General features: G+C 34.7%; 17 protein-coding genes and 2 pseudogenes. 18 read left to right on the forward strand and 1 reads right to left on the reverse strand.

Going from position 1 to position 16399, the window contains the following annotated elements; all coding sequences use genetic code 11:
• Positions 1-92: 92 nt before the first annotated feature.
• The 9 genes and pseudogenes from AC4BC5_RS10640 (at position 93) to AC4BC5_RS10680 (ending at position 5795) form a co-directional block, all read left to right on the forward strand.
• Entirely contained in the window at positions 93-773 is a 681-nt protein-coding gene (locus AC4BC5_RS10640) for a hypothetical protein (protein WP_490495368.1), read from the forward strand.
• A gap of 80 nt (positions 774-853) precedes the next feature.
• Positions 854-973, forward strand: coding sequence for a helix-turn-helix domain-containing protein (locus tag AC4BC5_RS10645; RefSeq protein WP_490495369.1), 120 nt, complete (start codon positions 854-856; stop codon positions 971-973).
• 63 nt (positions 974-1036) lie between these two features.
• Positions 1037-1459, forward strand: a pseudogene (locus AC4BC5_RS10650) (phage terminase small subunit); the annotation flags it as partial.
• A 135-nt stretch (positions 1460-1594) separates the two neighbouring features.
• A complete protein-coding gene (locus tag AC4BC5_RS10655) occupies positions 1595-2338 on the forward strand; it encodes an N-acetylmuramoyl-L-alanine amidase (RefSeq protein WP_490495370.1) in 744 nt (247 codons plus the stop codon).
• 6 nt (positions 2339-2344) lie between these two features.
• Positions 2345-2596: an SH3 domain-containing protein gene (locus tag AC4BC5_RS10660; protein ID WP_490495371.1), complete on the forward strand. Its 252-nt coding sequence runs from the start codon at positions 2345-2347 to the stop codon at positions 2594-2596.
• A 369-nt stretch (positions 2597-2965) separates the two neighbouring features.
• Entirely contained in the window at positions 2966-3973 is a 1008-nt protein-coding gene (locus AC4BC5_RS10665; RefSeq protein WP_490495372.1) for an Abi family protein, read from the forward strand.
• A gap of 361 nt (positions 3974-4334) precedes the next feature.
• The gene (locus AC4BC5_RS10670; RefSeq protein ID WP_490495373.1) at positions 4335-4742 is read left to right on the forward strand and encodes a MarR family winged helix-turn-helix transcriptional regulator; all 408 of its coding nucleotides are present in this window, start codon (positions 4335-4337) and stop codon (positions 4740-4742) included.
• A gap of 15 nt (positions 4743-4757) precedes the next feature.
• Positions 4758-5396, forward strand: a complete 639-nt coding sequence (locus tag AC4BC5_RS10675; protein WP_490495374.1) for a nitroreductase family protein — start codon at positions 4758-4760, stop codon at positions 5394-5396.
• 39 nt (positions 5397-5435) lie between these two features.
• Complete coding sequence (locus tag AC4BC5_RS10680) at positions 5436-5795, forward strand: DUF1304 domain-containing protein (RefSeq protein WP_490495375.1); 360 nt, start codon at positions 5436-5438, stop codon at positions 5793-5795.
• A gap of 115 nt (positions 5796-5910) precedes the next feature.
• On the opposite strand, the pseudogene AC4BC5_RS10685 reads toward AC4BC5_RS10680, so the two are convergent.
• A pseudogene (locus tag AC4BC5_RS10685) lies at positions 5911-7319 on the reverse strand (IS3 family transposase).
• A 129-nt stretch (positions 7320-7448) separates the two neighbouring features.
• On the opposite strand from AC4BC5_RS10685, the gene AC4BC5_RS10690 reads away from it, so the two are divergent.
• From AC4BC5_RS10690 to leuC, 9 genes are all read left to right on the forward strand, one after another.
• Complete coding sequence (locus tag AC4BC5_RS10690) at positions 7449-7964, forward strand: cysteine hydrolase family protein (protein ID WP_490495376.1); 516 nt, start codon at positions 7449-7451, stop codon at positions 7962-7964.
• Positions 7954-8505: a DUF3267 domain-containing protein gene (locus AC4BC5_RS10695; protein ID WP_490495377.1), complete on the forward strand. Its 552-nt coding sequence runs from the start codon at positions 7954-7956 to the stop codon at positions 8503-8505. The genes AC4BC5_RS10690 and AC4BC5_RS10695 overlap by 11 nt, the downstream gene beginning before the upstream one ends.
• A gap of 122 nt (positions 8506-8627) precedes the next feature.
• Positions 8628-9467, forward strand: a complete 840-nt coding sequence (locus tag AC4BC5_RS10700) for a transporter substrate-binding domain-containing protein (RefSeq protein ID WP_490495378.1) — start codon at positions 8628-8630, stop codon at positions 9465-9467.
• A complete protein-coding gene (locus AC4BC5_RS10705; RefSeq protein ID WP_490495379.1) occupies positions 9467-10135 on the forward strand; it encodes an amino acid ABC transporter permease in 669 nt (222 codons plus the stop codon). Before AC4BC5_RS10700 ends, AC4BC5_RS10705 begins: the two co-directional genes overlap by 1 nt.
• A gap of 389 nt (positions 10136-10524) precedes the next feature.
• On the forward strand, positions 10525-11706 hold the full coding sequence (locus AC4BC5_RS10710) for a SulP family inorganic anion transporter (RefSeq protein ID WP_490495380.1): 1182 nt from the start codon (positions 10525-10527) through the stop codon (positions 11704-11706).
• 84 nt (positions 11707-11790) lie between these two features.
• Entirely contained in the window at positions 11791-12072 is a 282-nt protein-coding gene (locus tag AC4BC5_RS10715) for a hypothetical protein (protein ID WP_490495381.1), read from the forward strand.
• Positions 12073-12420: 348 nt separating this feature from the next.
• Positions 12421-13944: a 2-isopropylmalate synthase gene (locus AC4BC5_RS10720; protein ID WP_490495382.1), complete on the forward strand. Its 1524-nt coding sequence runs from the start codon at positions 12421-12423 to the stop codon at positions 13942-13944.
• Positions 13941-14984, forward strand: a complete 1044-nt coding sequence (leuB, locus tag AC4BC5_RS10725) for a 3-isopropylmalate dehydrogenase (RefSeq protein WP_490495383.1) — start codon at positions 13941-13943, stop codon at positions 14982-14984. Before AC4BC5_RS10720 ends, leuB begins: the two co-directional genes overlap by 4 nt.
• Before the next feature lie 34 nt (positions 14985-15018).
• A complete protein-coding gene (gene leuC / locus AC4BC5_RS10730) occupies positions 15019-16398 on the forward strand; it encodes a 3-isopropylmalate dehydratase large subunit (protein ID WP_490495384.1) in 1380 nt (459 codons plus the stop codon).
• The last annotated feature ends 1 nt before the right edge of the window (position 16399 follow it).

The following is a 16399-nucleotide window of genomic DNA, read 5'->3' on the forward strand; positions in this document are numbered from 1 at the left end:
CTTCTTTAGAGACGTCCGTTTGGGCGTCTCTTTGATATTGCTTTTTTATTAAATAATACTTATTATCTTAATAAAAAGGAGATGTCTGTAGTATGAACAAGAGTTTAAAAATTTTAATGGTAGGCATATGTGGAGGAATAATAGGTAGTATAATTATATTATTTACTATAGATAAGGGACAAGATTCATCAATCGTTGCTGAATGGTTTAGTGCAATAGGCACGGTAGGAGCTGTTTGGTTTTCGTTGTGGACAGTATCTAAAGAAGAGAAAGTAAACATGTCTTACTATATGAATTATCCCGATTTAGAAAAACTTAGCACTGAAACTATGATGTCATGGCCTTTAAGTAATAGTTTCAATCGTGAAGAACGCTTATGTATTCTTTGTGTTGCTAATAAATCTACAGTGAATGTTCAATTAAAGATAAGCATCAGAATTATTGATACGGAAAAGAAACTCGAAGTGAATAGAGAATCATTTTATAATCAGTTTGACGAAAAAATATTTAAAGAGTTTGACTATTATGAAGACATCGAAACAGGCTATAGAAATATTTCTTCAGGAACGGTCATCCCGCTAATTATCTTTAATAGCGAGATAATGCATACTTTATCTAATATAAATAACTACGAAATTCAATTGAACATGGATTATTTAGATAAAGGATATGAAATAGTAAATATCTCTTCTAGAACAGGAGATTTAGTAATATTACATGGAAAACATACAGATGTTGATTACGGAGAACAGTTAATTAATTTGAACGTCTAGGTAATTTCAGTTTTTATTCTATCCGAATCTACAAAACAAACTCAAATAAAAATAGCAAGCGAGGTGGTATGTTATAAAGTATGGATAAACGAGAACAAGCAAAGAAAATGCACGAAAAAAACATGAAATATAAAGATATATCGGAAAAATTAGATGTTCCGGTTAATACGATTCAATCTTGGAAAAAACGTCAAAAATAGCAACGAGGTGGTGCACCACAAAACAACAGCAATGCCAAAGGTAACAAAGGTGACAAAGCTCCGCCAAACAACAAAAACGCCCTCAAAACAAGCGAACATGAAACGATTTTCTCTGATACATTATCTACTGCGGAAATGGATTTTTACTCAACAATGAATGAAGATCCATTTTTTGTTATGTCTGAAGAGATTCGCCTTCTCAAAATTAGACAGCTGCGAATGATGCAACGTATCAAAAGCATTGATGAAGGGATGACTGAATCAGAATTTGAATATTTGCAAGAGTTGCGTGGTCGAACAAAATTGCTTGAATCGACTAGGAAAAGCAAGGCTGACCTCGAATTAGTCATGACGGAAGTCAAAGAAAAAGCGACACATAAAATCGATGACGTTCTTCGCATTGAAGACGCGTTGACGAGGGGCAGTAACGCGCTTCAGAAGGCGATTAAACAACTAAACGAGTTGTCTATCGCAGAGCAATGTTAGAGATAATGAGGGCGCAGACAACGAAAGCGTTAATCAATAAGGACGGCGATGAGACAGATGGCGGAATAGTTATCAATATCATTGACGACATTGGGTGATTGTTATGGCTAAAGTTATCACTCAAAAAATGTAAATTTGAGTGATGTCATTGCCCCTTCGTTGTATGACTTTCACCGAGCTGTCAAAGACGGTATTCATTCTTCATATTGGCTAAAAGGTGGACGTGGTTCTACCAAATCGTCAGCAATGTCGGCACTGCCTCACCTGCAAAAAAACAATGTCATTTATTTTGCAGATGGTGAACGATATGCGTCAGCATATTTATTTGTTGATGACATATCAATTTGGCAATCGGTCGAATTTTCAAACGGAGCATTTCACGTAGGCGATGGTGATGGTCGTTACGGTATTCATAATCAAAATTCTATCGGAATTGAAATGTGTTTGCCAAACGGGAGTGTAACATCTAAGACAGAACAAAATACGATTGAGTTAGCAAAATATATTATGCAAAAATTTAACATTCCAATTACTAAAGTGGTGCGACATTACGATGTTTCACGAAAAAATTGTCCTGCACAATTTAACTTAGATAAAAAATGGACGCGTTGGATTAATTTTAAATCCAAATTGTTAGGTGCTGCGCCATCTGTACCAAGCGCACCTTCTCAATCACAATCAACAAAATACAAAGAAGAATCGTTTAGCACGCCACAAGTTACGGACGTAGTTTTAAATCTACGAGCGCAACCTGACACAGCTAGTAAAGTGGTAGGGCAGTTGCAACCAGGGACTAAATTCACGCCGACAAAATTTGTTCGCAATGGCGAAAAAGTAGTCGATTATACAACATGGTGCAAACATCTTAATGGCGGATAGGCATCAATGGCATATACGACATCTTACAAAGAGCTTGTTAAACCTAAGTGTAAGGAGGATAATTTACCTAATTTCGGACGATATATTTGTCCAGAAAACATGAATATCAGAAGCGGTCCTGGTACAAACTATGGTATCGTTGGATCATACGGTAAAGGCGATGGGTTCAATTATTTGAAAAAAGTAACTGCTAACGGTTATGTATGGTTGGATTATAAATCGCACAGTGGTCATGATCGATATGTCGCAGTAGTCTAAAATTCAACCGTGTTTTGTTTATAACTTTAGCCACGCAGAACGTCGTGGCTATACATAGAAATACCACATGCTTGGTAGAGAAATTTGATTGATATTAAGAATATTTTGATTAAAATATAATTATAAAAAACTAACTAAAATATAATTTTTAGTTGATGATACTGGAAAATAAGTATATATAGATGATTTTATATAATCTAATTCTATATATAGTATGTTTGGTGTATTGAAGGGTTAACATTCTACGAATTGTTTATTTGACATTTAAAGTCTTGTTTATTATATTTAAGTTAATCTTAATGAAGAGCTACTAGGTAGCTGACTAGAGGCCTTAACCATAGGTCTCTTTTTTTTTAAAGGAGTTTAATTATGACGGAAAAAGAATTTAAACTTATCGATGAACAAATCAAATTATTGAAAAAAAGAAATTTAAAAATTAAGAATGCAGTTGAGTGTAAAAATCAACTGCATATGTATGGTTATTATGAAATAATAAACGGTTATAAATTTTTTCTGATAGATGAAGAAAAGACCTCTGACAGAGGTGAGGATTGGTACAAGGAAGACTCTTATTATGAGCAAATATTCGCTAGATTTCAGTTAGATAAGAAAATCAGAAATTCTATATTAAATGCTACCCTTGAGATAGAATGTTCGTTAAGAAGTGCATTATCATATGTAGTCGCTCGAAATTTTGGACACAAAGAAGAAGACTATTTAATAAAGACTCATTACAATAAAGGAAAATCTACGAAGGATGCTTACGGCAATATAAAATATTTTAAAATTGATCAACTTTTTACTAAATATGAAAATATATTGAAAGATGATGTACAGCCAATAAAACATTATCGAGAATGTCATGAGAATGTTCCTCCTTGGATATTATTAAAAGGAGCTACCTTTGGAAATTTAGTTAATTTCTTAAAATTACAAAAAGCTGATTTGAAGAATGAAGTTTTAAGTATATTAAGTGGGAGAAGTAAAGACGAGTTCCAGAATAACCCACAACTAAAATCATTTTATATAGACATGTTATTTTTATGTCATAAATTTAGAAATAGAGCAGCCCATACAGGACGAATGTATAACTACTATTCTAAAGATTGCGAAGTACAGTATTTTAGAGAGTTTCATACAGAAATGGGAATAAGTAGAACAGCATACCGAAATACTGAACAGGGAAAATCCGATTTATGTACATTGTATTATGGTTTGAAAACATTTAAAAATACACATGCATTTTTTGAGTTAGATTTCTCATTAAATTGGAATATATCACGTCATTTGGAAGAATTCCCAGAAGATGAGAGGATGTTATTGACTGGTATGGGATTCCCTGATGATTTTGAAATTAAAGATTTAAAAAGTAAATAGATTGATAAATTCAGTAAATGCATAATTTGTAAAGTCCATCCACACTAGGATAGGGCTTTTTCTATATTACAACTAGTTTGATAGCGGTCATCATTCAATTGTCAGTGATTAGTTGAACCCGAGACGAACTTTAACAAAATAAAACCTCTTATAATACCAAACAACTGCTATTTTATTTGTTAGCAGTTGTTTTGTGTATCACAGAGACTAAACTAATAGTTTCCATAAAATCGTAATGAAAAAAGTAACGCTGTGTCTATCCATTACGAATCAGTTCAAGCAAAGTAATTTACAGATTAATTCTTTTTATATATATTTGACTAGTCAACAGTTGATTAGTCAAATATAGAAGGAGGCTAATATGAATCTTAGGGAAATCAGTAAACTATTTTACCAATTAAAGCTTGCAAATCAGGAAATGACAGCTAAATTTGAAAAAGAAACAGGCTTTAGTATTACTCGTTATGAGTTAATGATGTTTTTAAAAGAAAATGGGCAATGTTCCCAAACGACTTTACAAAAAGAATTGAAGATTGATCGTGCTGCAGTGACTAGACATCTGAAGATATTAGAAGATAAAAATTATGTCACTCGTGAAAGAAATCAACAAAATAATCGTGAAATCTTTGTAAAAATTACTACTAAAGCTTTTAACGAGTTAGAAACATGTGAGAAAAAATATAGTTCTTCTGAAAAACAAATAAATTTAACCCTCAACGAAGAGGAAGAAGAACTTCTATTAAACTTATTAATAAAATTAGTGAATTGAAAGAGGTCAAAAGATATGTCAAAAAATTTAATTAACAACAACTTTTCAGAAGTTGCTTTCGATAGAAAATCGGTACGTGTATATGATGAAAACTATAAAATTTCTCATGAAGAAATGCTTGAAATGATTCACGAAGCAACACTTGCACCCTCATCAGTAAATATGCAACCATGGCGTTTTGTGGTAGTTGAAAGTGATGACGAAAAAGCAAAGTTAAAACCATTAATTCGTTTTAACACACGTCAAAATGACACATCTTCTGCGATGATTTTAATTTTTGGTGATATGGAATGTTATGAAAGAGGCGAAGAAATTTATGATCAAGCAGTAGCAGAAGGTGGGATGCCGCCTGAAGTTAGAGACCAGCAATTAGAAGCGATTATCCCGTATTATAAAAACTTTACTAGAGAAAAAATGAATGATGTGGTAAAAATTGATTCAAGTTTGGCTGCCATGCAATTGATGTTAGTTGCTCGTGCACATGGTTATGAAACCAATCCAATTGGAGGTTTTGAAGAGGATCAATTAGCAGAAGCATTTGGTTTAGATAAAAGTCGATATGTTCCAGTAATGATTGTGTCAATTGGTAAAGCAAAAGAAACAGGATATTCATCTGTTCGATTACCTGCAGAAAAAATTACAGAATTTAAATAAAAGTGGGCAATTAAAAATAACCTTCCAAGGAGGAGAACAATGTCACTTATTTCAACCATATTAGTTATTTTTGTCGCCTTAGAATTTTTCTATATTATGTATTTGGAAACTTTCGCTACAACCTCAGCTGCAACGAGTCGTGTATTTAATATGACGAAGGAAAGTTTAGCAGATAAATCATTAAATACCTTGTTTAAAAATCAAGGTGTTTACAATGGATTGATTGGTGTCGGATTATTGTATAGTATATTCTTTGCTACTGCATCGCTGGAAATCAGTCGTTTAATTCTGCTATATATTATTTTCGTTGCTTTATATGGAAGTTTTACGAGCGATAAAAAAATTATTTTCACGCAAGGTGGTTTAGCTATTCTTGCTTTAGTGTCAACTTTCTTTTAATTATTTAGAAGAATCCTAGTCTGCAAAGTGTTGTGACCCCAAAAAGTTAGACTTTTTAGGAGTGGAGAATTCCACTCCTTTTTTACTGTTCTAAAATGAATAATTAAGTGATAAACTATGCTGCTTTTCGAAATTGAACAGGGCTTTTCCAGTTTAATTTCTTTTTCATTCGTTTATTATTGTAGTAGTAAATATAACGATCAATAGCTATTTTAAGTTCATCAAAGCTACGATAAATCTCACCGTGAAAAATTTCTTGTTTTAAAAGACTAAAAAAATTTTCCATTGGAGAGTTATCTAAACAATTTCCTTTACGGGACATACTTTGAAAGATTTTGTGTTCCTTTAACTTATTACGGTATATTTTCATTTGATAGGCCCATCCTTGATCTGAATGAAAAGTTCTGCGAAAAGGACAATCATTAGTTATTTGAATAGCTTCTTCTAAACCTTCCATAATCGCGAGTGCATTAGGCTTTTCTGAAACTCTGTACGATAAAATTTCACTGTTGTATAAATCCATAAACGGATCTAAATAAAGCTTTTTCTGACGAATAACACCTTTAGTATCTGATTCAAAATACTTAAACTCTGTTGTATCAGTAGTAATTTTTTGATGACAGATAGTAGTGTAGAAACGTCGATGAAAACGATTTTTCGCAATTGTACCGACCTTACCTCGGTAAGAACTATATTTTCGTGACTTTCTAGTGTAAGATGTTACTTCGATTCCTAATTTTTTTATCAAACGTTGTACTTTCTTTTTATTAACGTGGAAGCCTCTATTTTTTAGCTCTCTTGTCATTCGAAGACAGCCGTAATCCTTATGTTCCTTACGAATCTCCAACATTTGATTTTCTATTTCTTGATCTGGATTTACACGGTTAAAACGTTTCTGCCAGTACATATAGGTTGCTTTAGGAAATTTCAAGACTTCAAGAAGCTCAACTAATTTGAATGATCCTCGGAGGCTGTCGATGATTCGTGCGATTGATTCTTGTGTCTTTGTTGGGCTTCCTGTTTTCGCAGCTTCCTCAATTCTTTTAAAAAGGCATTCTCTATTTGTAGTGAACGTATTTGTTTCTCTAATACTTTGATGCGTTCAGATTCATCAGTCGTTATTTTTGTCGTTGTATTCTTTCTATTTTCTTTTTTCTTAGCCATATTAGAAGGACGTCCTTTCGGGTTTGAAAGTCCCTGAACATCACTGTCACGAAACTTACGTACCCAAGAAGCGATCAGTGGAGGATTATTAATGCCTAGAGCATTAGCTACCTCACGATAGGACATTTCACTCGTTTGATACAACTCTATCGCATTTAACTTAAATTGAACAGAATATTTTTTATTTTGACGTTTTCTACAAAGTCCTTCTTCTCCAAATTCTTTATACGTATTCACCCACTTTCGTAGTTGATAAGTATCAGTTATGTCATATTTTTTTGATAAATATAGATAACCTCCTTTTCCATCAAGGTATTCTTGAACGAGTTTATATTTAAATTCAAAACTATATTTTGCCATAGAAATAGCGACCTCCAAAAGTTAGATTTTTTGGTCTAACTTTTTGGGGTCGCTACAAAGACCAGGATTCTTCTTTTTTAGCTTAGAATATTTGTTATAATAGTGATAAATAAACGAAGAGGTGAATATATGTGTAAACTTTCGGATGTTTTATTAGTGATTGATCTTCAAAATGGTGTTTGTCAGCATAGTTATCAACTACAAAAGTTAACATTATTAGTTAATCAACGAATTAATGAATACAATAAAGCTAATCGAGCGGTTATTTTTATTCAGCATTGTGATTCAGAGTTGATTTATCAAGAGAAAAATTGGGAAATCATTCCTCAAATAAACCAACCAGAAGGGGCTTATTTTGTTCAGAAAAAACATGCTAGTGCATTTTATAAAACAGATTTACAGCAGGTACTGACAAAAATTGATGTAGAATCAATCGAAATATGTGGTGCACAGACAGAATATTGTGTGGATGCAACGATTAAAGTTGCCCATAGTTTGGGTTACAAGCTAACTATGCTTCCTAACGCAACAACGACAATGGATAATAGGTATATGTCAGCGGCAAAGACTATTCAATTTTATGAAAATATTTGGGACCAACGTTTTTTAGACTTTATAGAAAGGAGGACTTCATATGGAGAATGAAAAGAGAATTTTATTAAAAGAAATCAACCTATTAGAAAATAAAAAGTTGATTTGGGGATTAAACATCGCCGGAATAATGTTGTTTTTCATTTTCTTTTTTATATTTTCTAAATTGGATTTTTTATATTCTGCCTCGCTCTATCAAACATTTGATTTTTGGACATTGATCTTGGGACTTGTTCTTTTTGTGGTTTTAATTATTATTCATGAGCTGATCCATGCTCTTTGTTTCAAAACTTTTCAGCCAACAAAAAAGGTGAAATTTGGTTTTAAAAATGGGATGGCTTATGCGACAAGTCCTCATTCGTATTATAAAAAACACCAATTTATTATCATTTGTTTAGCGCCTTTTATTATTATTACAGCAGGACTAATTGTTTTTTATCTATTGAATATTTTGCCAGCGAGTATGTTTGCTTTTTTAGTTGCCTTGCATGGAGCGGGATGTGTTGGTGATTTTTATCTCACCTATTTAATTTTGCTAGCTCCCAAAAACATCTGGATAGAAGATACAGAACAAGGAATTAATTTTTACTATTAGACTGTCTGAGCAGTCTTTTTTTTATACGTCACTTCATTGGTATTCCCTTCCAATATCGGTTATAATCAAAATGTTACGATGTGTAACAGATAAAAAAACTGTTATAATTTTGGAGGGGAAATATGAAGAAATGGTTAGTGGTATCAGCGCTTTTTACAGCAGTATTAGCATTATCGTCGTGTGGAACAAAGAAGAATGAGGGGCAAGATGAGAGTTGGGAAAAAGTTGAAGAAGCAGGTAAGTTAACTGTATCAACTTCGGGAACGCTTTTTCCATCTTCTTATTATAATGATAACAATCAATTGGTTGGTTATGATGTTGATTTGGCAAAAGAAGTAGCGAAGCGCTTAGATGTCGATATTGAATTCAAAGAATATAATGTTGATGGTCAAATTGCTGCATTGCAACGAGGAGAAGCTGATTTTGCTGCAAATGATTTTGGCTTATCGGGCGATCGTAAAGATAAATTTAGTTTAAGTACACCTATCAAATATTCATTTACAAGTATGATTGTACGTGAAAGTGATGATTCAGGGATTCATTCACTAGAAGATTTAAAAGGTAAAAAAGCAGCAGGTGAACCGAACACTAGTTACATGAAGTTAGCAGAAAGTTATGGTGCTGAGTTAGTTGTTTACGATAATGCAACGAACGATCAATATTTAACCGATGTCGCAAATGGTCGGACAGATGTCATTATTAACGATTATTATTTACAAAAAATGTCGGTAGGGGCTTTACCCGATATTCCAGTTAAAATTTTAGAGGATGTTTATTTTGATTTAGATCATACTGGGTTTTTATTTGTCAAAGAAAACAATGAATTACGCAAAAAAGTAGATACAGCATTAAAAGAAATGAAGGAAGATGGCGCGCTTGCTAAAATTTCAGAAGGCTATTTCCAAACAGATGTCTCTGAAAAACCCAAAGAAGATTTGCTCGAAAGTAAAAAGGTCGAGTAATGTATATTCCAACCTTTGATTTTCAATTGATGTGGGAATCGCTCCCTTTTATTTTAGGAGGCCTATCTTATACAATTGGGATTGCGTTCGCTTCGTTTTTCTTTGGAAATCTTTTGGGAATCTTATTCACAACTCTGAGCTTTCTTCCAAATCGTTGGTTGAATCGTGTCATTCGAGTGGTTATTTCTTTTCTACGAGGCGTGCCAGCGCTAGTCATTTTGTTTTTATTATATTTTGGCTTGCCCTATCAATTAGATGCGCTGACAGCGACAATTGTTTGTTTTAGTTTAACAAGTAGTGCCTTTATTGGGGAGATTTATCGAGGGTCAATTGCCGGAGTGGATCGTGGACAGTGGGATGCAGCTTATGCGTTAGGGTTTTCATTTCCCAAAGTTATGCGTTCGATTATTTTGCCGCAAGCGTTTCGTATTTCTATCCCCGCACTAAGTAATGTGGCGATGGATTTAGTTAAAGGAACATCTTTAGCTGCAATGATCACGATTCCAGATATTTTTCAAAAAGCTAAAATTGTTGGCGGACGAACATTTGATTATATGTCGATGTATGTATTAGTTGCGATTATTTATTGGTGTATTTGTTTACTTATTGAATATGTACAAAAGTATTTAGAAGATTATTACCTACGTCGTTATGGGACCATAAAATGAGTATGGGTCTGTGACATAAGGAAAAAAGACGAAAATATCTGAACAAAATAGCATGACTTACGCCAAATCAAGGCGAAATTGCGACGAGGAGTAACCTTCTATTGTGCGGATAGTTTGTCAATCAACTTATGTCACAGACCATTTTTGTACATAAACTTGAAGACGACCTTAAAAAATAAAAAATCTATAGGCTGTTATTCATGTAATCAATGAACCATCAGAGATAGATTCTCAATCAGAATAATAGAGCTTCTTTCATTGTCCTAATTAAGAAGAGTTTTTTGAAAAATCCTACATTCGTTGATTTTTTTACAAACAGTATACTTTCGTCTTGTCTGTCATTTGTGATAAGATGATAAAGTTTCCAAATGAATTAAAGGAGTTTTCTAATGTTGTTTCAAATTAAAAAAAATGAATGGTTGGGCAATGAGCGTAATGACTTATTTGCTGGTTTAGTCTCTTCAGTAGCGATTCTACCAGAAGTTATTGGTTTTTCAATTATTGCTGGTGTGCCACCCATTGCCGCATTATTTGCTTCAGCAGTTACGCTTTTAGTAATCACATTTACTGGTGGTCGGCCAGCAATGGTTTCAGCTGCTGCTGGTTCAATGGCGTTAGTCATTGCTGGTTTAGTACAAGCGCATGGGTTGAATTATATGATTGCTGCAACGATTCTAACAGGAATTTTACAAATGATTTTTGGGTTTCTAGGTATTCATAAATTAATGCGTTTTATTTCTAAAACAGTGATGTTTGGTTTTGTTAATGCATTAGCTATTTTGATTTTTATGGCGCAGGTTCAACAATTACCCAATCAAACATGGGAATCCTATGTAATGGTTATTGTTAGTATAGCCTTGATTTATCTGATTCCGCGTTTTACAACGATTGTGCCGTCTGCATTAATTGTTATTGTTGTGATGACAATCATTGCTTTTATGTTTAAAGGACATCTACAAACAGTAGGTGACTTAGGCGCGATGAATGATATTACACCGACGTTGGCATTGCCAGCTGTTCCGCTAACGTTGAAGACATTATGGATTATCTTACCAACATCACTAGCATTAGCTATGATTGGTTTGATTGAATCGTTATTAACGATACCAATTGTAGATGAGATGACAGACAGTCAAGGTGACAGTCAACGTGAAGTTAAGGCGCAAGGCTTAGCCAATATTGTGACAGGTTTCTTTGGTGGTCAAGCTGGTTGTGCAATGATTGGTCAAGCGGTTATTAATGTGAAATCTGGGGGACGTAAGCGTTTCTCAACATTTATTTCAGGTATGACTTTACTATTATTTATCTTTGCGATGAGAGATTTAATGGTAGGGATTCCGACGGCTGCTTTGATAGGGATTATGATGACTGTTGCTGTCGATACCTTTGATTGGGAAAGTCTTCGTCTATTCAAAAATCGACAATTTAAAGAAAGTTTTATCTTGCTTCTTACAGTTGCTGTGATTGTTTATACTCATAATCTAGCAATTGGGATTATCTTAGGCGTGATTTTAACTGGTCTAACGCATCATCATTTTTTTGTAAAAGTTAGTGACAGCTCTCAACGTTAGAGCTGTTTTTTTGCGCATTAAAGCGGTCTGTATTGCCAAATATCAGAAATTGTGTATAATTTTACAAAAAGGAGCGTGATGCAAATGGCGAAGAAAGTGAAAGTAATTGAAAGTTTATGTCAAGCTGGTTATGAAAGTGGTTATGCAAAAAATAAAAATTATGAATTTAAACGTGAGGATAATGTGGTTACTTTATTCTCTAAAGAGAACATTTTATGTCGATTTGTTATTACCGGTTATCGTCAAGGACAAGTCGTGGAAGTCAATGTTTCGAATCGTCATGAAGCAAATGCTGTGACAACATTCGTTCAATATTTTGGATCAGAAGCTGAGTTTGAAGCAGAAAAAAAACCAGCAAAAAAATAAAATTACGATAGATAACTTTAGGTAAATGACTAAAGCTATCTATTTTTTATTTTATGACGAAATATTCAGAAAATTAAAACAAAAGTATTGACTTATTTTTTCTTTTTCGGTATCTTTTTATCAAGAACTTATTAATTAGGTGGTTATTATGAAAAATACAATAGTAATTTCAACAACTACATTTTTATTATTATTATAGTCCAGGACTCTTTTCTAATTTACATTTAAGAAGAGTCCTATTCGCATTGCATAAAGGAAATCCTTTGTGGAGTGCTTTTTTTATTAGTAAGAAATTATGCGTATTGATCATCCTACAAAAACGATGGAAAAAAGAGAGGTAGAAGTGCAATGAGAAAGATACAATTTTTTGATACAACCCTACGAGATGGTGAACAAACACCTGGAGTAAATTTTAATACTAATGAAAAGGTTCAAATTGCTCTTCAACTTGAAAAATGGGGAATTGATACAATTGAAGCAGGATTTCCTATTGCGTCACCAGGTGATTTTGAAGCGGTTCAAGCGATTGCTAAAGCAGCAACAAAAATGACGGTTGCTGGTTTAGCTCGTTGTCAGAAAAAAGATATTGATCGTGCTTATGAAGCGCTAAAAGAAGCTAGATATTCACAACTCCATGTTTTTTTAGCAACGAGTGATGTTCATATGCAATATAAGTTAAAAATGTCACGTGAAGAGGTTTTGGCTTCAATTAAAGAACATGTGAGCTATGGGAAAGCGCGTTTTGATAAAGTTCAGTTTTCTCCAGAAGATGCGACAAGAACAGATAAAGAATTTTTATTAAAAGCTGTACAAACAGCTATTGACGCAGGGGCAACGATTATTAACGTACCTGATACAGTAGGCTATTCCAATCCCACTGAATATGGAGCTTTATTTGCTTATTTAATTGAAAATATCCAAAGTGAAGAAGAAATTATTTTCTCTTCACATTGTCATGATGATTTGGGGATGGCGACAGCCAATGCCTTGGCAGCGATCGAAAATGGTGCTAAGCGTGTGGAAGGAACTGTTAATGGAATTGGTGAACGGGCTGGAAATACTGCTTTAGAAGAAGTTGCCGTCGCATTGCACATTCGTAAAGATTTTTATGAATGTGAATCAAATATTGCCTTGAGTGAAACCAAACGTACCAGTGACATTGTTGCTCGACTTTCTGGTTTTGCTATTCCTAAAAATAAAGCAGTGATTGGTGGAAATGCTTATGCTCATGAATCGGGTATTCATCAAGATGGTGTTTTAAAAAACCCAGAAACTTATGAGATTATTACACCACAATTGGTAGGTGTCCATACAAATTCGTTGCCTTTAGGAAAATTATCTGGTCGTCACGCTTTTGTTACGAAAATGGCTGAATTAGGTTATGAATTATCTGACGAAGAAGTAAAAAATCTCTTCAAAAAATTCAAAGAATTAGCTGATAAGAAAAAACAAATTACTGATGAAGATTTAATTGCGCTTCAAGCAGATGAAATTCGTCGTAGTGAAGAGACATACCAACTAAAAACGGTTCAATTACAATATGTATCAAATGGTTATCAAGGTGCAGTTATTTCTATTGAAGATGACAACCAAGAAGTTCATACTGCTTCTGCAATTGGCGCCGGAAGTATTCAGGCGATTTATAATTCCATTGATCAAATTTTTAATCAACATCCGCGTTTAGTAGACTATGACATTACCGCGTTAACCAGTGGTGAAGATGCTCAAGCGGAAGTTCATGTATCAATTGAATGTGAAGAAACGAAAGAACGAATTAATGGAATTGGTGTAGATTTTGACGTATTACAAGCTTCTGCTAAAGCCTATACTCAGGCAAGCGCTATTCTTAAAGAAAAAGGGGAACGCAAATGAAAAAAAAGATTGTCGTTTTAGCAGGTGATGGCATTGGACCAGAAATTATGGCAAGTGGTATCGCTGTATTAAAAAAAGCTGTAGAGCACTCGAAAGTCACTTTTGAATTTGAAGAATGTCCTTTTGGAGGGGCTGGAATTGATGCTAAAGGGGAGCCGTTACCAAAAGAAACTTTGCAAGCTTGTCAACAAGCTGATGCTATTTTATTAGGAGCGATTGGTGGTCCTAAATGGGAAAAAGCTGAAAAAACGCCAGAACAAGGCTTGCTAGCGTTGCGTAAAGCATTAAATTTATTTGCGAATATTCGTCCAATTTCCGTGCCAAATGCCTTGCTACCACTTTCGCCTATTAAAGAACATATTGTAAAAGGCACAGACTTCGTAGTTGTTCGTGAATTAACTAGTGGAATATATTTTGGGGAGCCACGTCACTTGGGTGATAACGAAGCATTCGATACCAATCGTTACCAAGCCGTTGAAATCCGCCGTATTATCCGTAAAGCATTTGAAATTGCCCGAGGACGACGTAAACAGGTGTTGTCGGTGGATAAAGCGAATGTTTTAGCGACTAGCAAACTATGGCGTAAAATTGCTGAAGAAGTTGCTCAAGAATATCCTGATTGTACGTTAGAGCACCAATATGTTGATTCGGCAGCGATGCGAATTGTGCAAAACCCTACTGCTTTTGACGTCATTGTAACAGAAAATCTGTTTGGGGATATTTTGAGTGATGAAGCATCTGTTTTACCAGGGTCATTAGGCGTTTTACCAAGTGCTAGTCACGGTGAATCAGGCGTTTCTTTATATGAACCAATTCATGGATCAGCACCTGATATTGCTGGCAAAAATATTGCCAATCCTGTTTCAATGATTTTGTCTGCTAGCTTGATGTTACGCCAGTCATTTGATATGAATGAGGAAGCAGATCGTATGCAAAGAGCTTGCTTTGAGGCGATGGAAGAAGGCATTTTAACAAAAGATTTAGGTGGAAATACAACAACTACAGCGTTCACACAAGCGATTCTAGAAAAACTAACGTAAATTGTGAAATCAAAAAATTAAAGGAGGCTTTCACATGGGAAAAACACTATTTGATAAAGTCTGGGAACGTCATGTCGTCAGTGGTGAAGAAGGAGAAGCGCAACTCCTTTATATTGATTTACAAATGATTCATGAGGTGACATCGCCTCAAGCGTTTGAAGGATTGCGTGAAGCTGGTCGTCAAGTCCGCCGTCCAGATAAGACCTTTGGGACAATGGACCATAATGTGCCGACAAAAGATATTTTTAATATTACTGATTTAATTTCAAAAAAACAAATTGATACATTAAGAAGAAATTGTGAAGAATTTGGCATTACGCTTTGTGATAATGGTTCTGCTCGTCAAGGAATCGTGCATATGGTAGGCCCTGAAGTTGGATTAACGCAACCAGGTAAAACGATTGTGTGTGGGGATTCCCATACGGCGACACATGGCGCATTTGGCGCAATTGCTTTTGGGATTGGAACGAGTGAGGTAGAACATGTTCTAGCAACACAAACTATTTGGCAAAAGAAACCTAAGCGCTTAGGGATTCATGTGACAGGAGAATTACAACCAGGCGTTTATGCCAAAGATATTATTCTGGCCTTAATCGCGACATACGGTGTTGATTTTGGAGTTGGATATGCAGCTGAGTTTTATGGAGAAACCATTAAAAATCTAACGATGGAAGAACGTATGACTATTTGTAACATGTCGATTGAAGGTGGAGCAAAAATGGGGATGATGGCGCCTGATGAGAAGACCTTTGAATATGTTCGTGGCAGAGAATATGCACCTGTAGATATGGAAGCTGCGATTGCAGATTGGAAAACGTTATATACGGATGAAGATGCTGAATTTGATCGAGTTATCGAGTTGGATGCAAATATATTGGAACCATATATTACTTGGGGAACGAATCCCGAAATGGGCGTTTCTATTAATACGCCATTCCCGGAAATTAAAGATCACAATGATCGCTTAGCTTATGAATACATGGATCTACATCCTGGTCAGAAAGCAGCAGATATCAATATCGAGTATGTCTTTATCGGTTCTTGTACAAATGGTCGACTGTCTGATTTACAAGAAGCTGCTAAAATCTTAAAAGGTAAAAAAATCAAAGAGGGTGTAACTGGAATTGTGGTTCCTGGTTCACGTCCTGTTCGTCACGCAGCGGAAAAAATCGGTTTAGATAAAGTGTTTACCGAAGCAGGGTTTGAATGGCGCGAGCCTGGATGTTCGATGTGTCTGGGAATGAATCCAGATAAAGTTCCAGAGTTTGTTCATTGTGCATCAACCTCTAATCGTAATTTTGTTGGTCGACAAGGTAGAAACTCGCGTACGCATTTGTGTAGTCCAGCAATGGCCGCAGCTGCAGCCATTAATGGTCGCTTTATTGATGTACGAGAAATTATGGGAGGGGAATAAG

Source organism: Enterococcus sp. AMC2644, assembly GCF_058216475.1.

What these genes read in the sequence shown, in the direction of transcription:
- AC4BC5_RS10665 (WP_490495372.1), top strand. Translation starts at nt 2,966, where the DNA reads ATGACGGAAAAAGAATTTAAACTTATCGATGAACAAATCAAATTATTG.
- AC4BC5_RS10670 (WP_490495373.1), top strand. Translation starts at nt 4,335, where the DNA reads ATGAATCTTAGGGAAATCAGTAAACTATTTTACCAATTAAAGCTTGCA.
- AC4BC5_RS10645 (WP_490495369.1), top strand. Translation starts at nt 854, where the DNA reads ATGGATAAACGAGAACAAGCAAAGAAAATGCACGAAAAAAACATGAAA.
- AC4BC5_RS10705 (WP_490495379.1), top strand. Translation starts at nt 9,467, where the DNA reads ATGTATATTCCAACCTTTGATTTTCAATTGATGTGGGAATCGCTCCCT.
- AC4BC5_RS10690 (WP_490495376.1), top strand. Translation starts at nt 7,449, where the DNA reads ATGTGTAAACTTTCGGATGTTTTATTAGTGATTGATCTTCAAAATGGT.
- AC4BC5_RS10715 (WP_490495381.1), top strand. Translation starts at nt 11,791, where the DNA reads ATGGCGAAGAAAGTGAAAGTAATTGAAAGTTTATGTCAAGCTGGTTAT.
- AC4BC5_RS10700 (WP_490495378.1), top strand. Translation starts at nt 8,628, where the DNA reads ATGAAGAAATGGTTAGTGGTATCAGCGCTTTTTACAGCAGTATTAGCA.
- leuB (WP_490495383.1), top strand. Translation starts at nt 13,941, where the DNA reads ATGAAAAAAAAGATTGTCGTTTTAGCAGGTGATGGCATTGGACCAGAA.
- AC4BC5_RS10640 (WP_490495368.1), top strand. Translation starts at nt 93, where the DNA reads ATGAACAAGAGTTTAAAAATTTTAATGGTAGGCATATGTGGAGGAATA.
- leuC (WP_490495384.1), top strand. Translation starts at nt 15,019, where the DNA reads ATGGGAAAAACACTATTTGATAAAGTCTGGGAACGTCATGTCGTCAGT.
- AC4BC5_RS10680 (WP_490495375.1), top strand. Translation starts at nt 5,436, where the DNA reads ATGTCACTTATTTCAACCATATTAGTTATTTTTGTCGCCTTAGAATTT.
- AC4BC5_RS10675 (WP_490495374.1), top strand. Translation starts at nt 4,758, where the DNA reads ATGTCAAAAAATTTAATTAACAACAACTTTTCAGAAGTTGCTTTCGAT.
- AC4BC5_RS10720 (WP_490495382.1), top strand. Translation starts at nt 12,421, where the DNA reads ATGAGAAAGATACAATTTTTTGATACAACCCTACGAGATGGTGAACAA.
- AC4BC5_RS10660 (WP_490495371.1), top strand. Translation starts at nt 2,345, where the DNA reads ATGGCATATACGACATCTTACAAAGAGCTTGTTAAACCTAAGTGTAAG.
- AC4BC5_RS10710 (WP_490495380.1), top strand. Translation starts at nt 10,525, where the DNA reads ATGTTGTTTCAAATTAAAAAAAATGAATGGTTGGGCAATGAGCGTAAT.
- AC4BC5_RS10695 (WP_490495377.1), top strand. Translation starts at nt 7,954, where the DNA reads ATGGAGAATGAAAAGAGAATTTTATTAAAAGAAATCAACCTATTAGAA.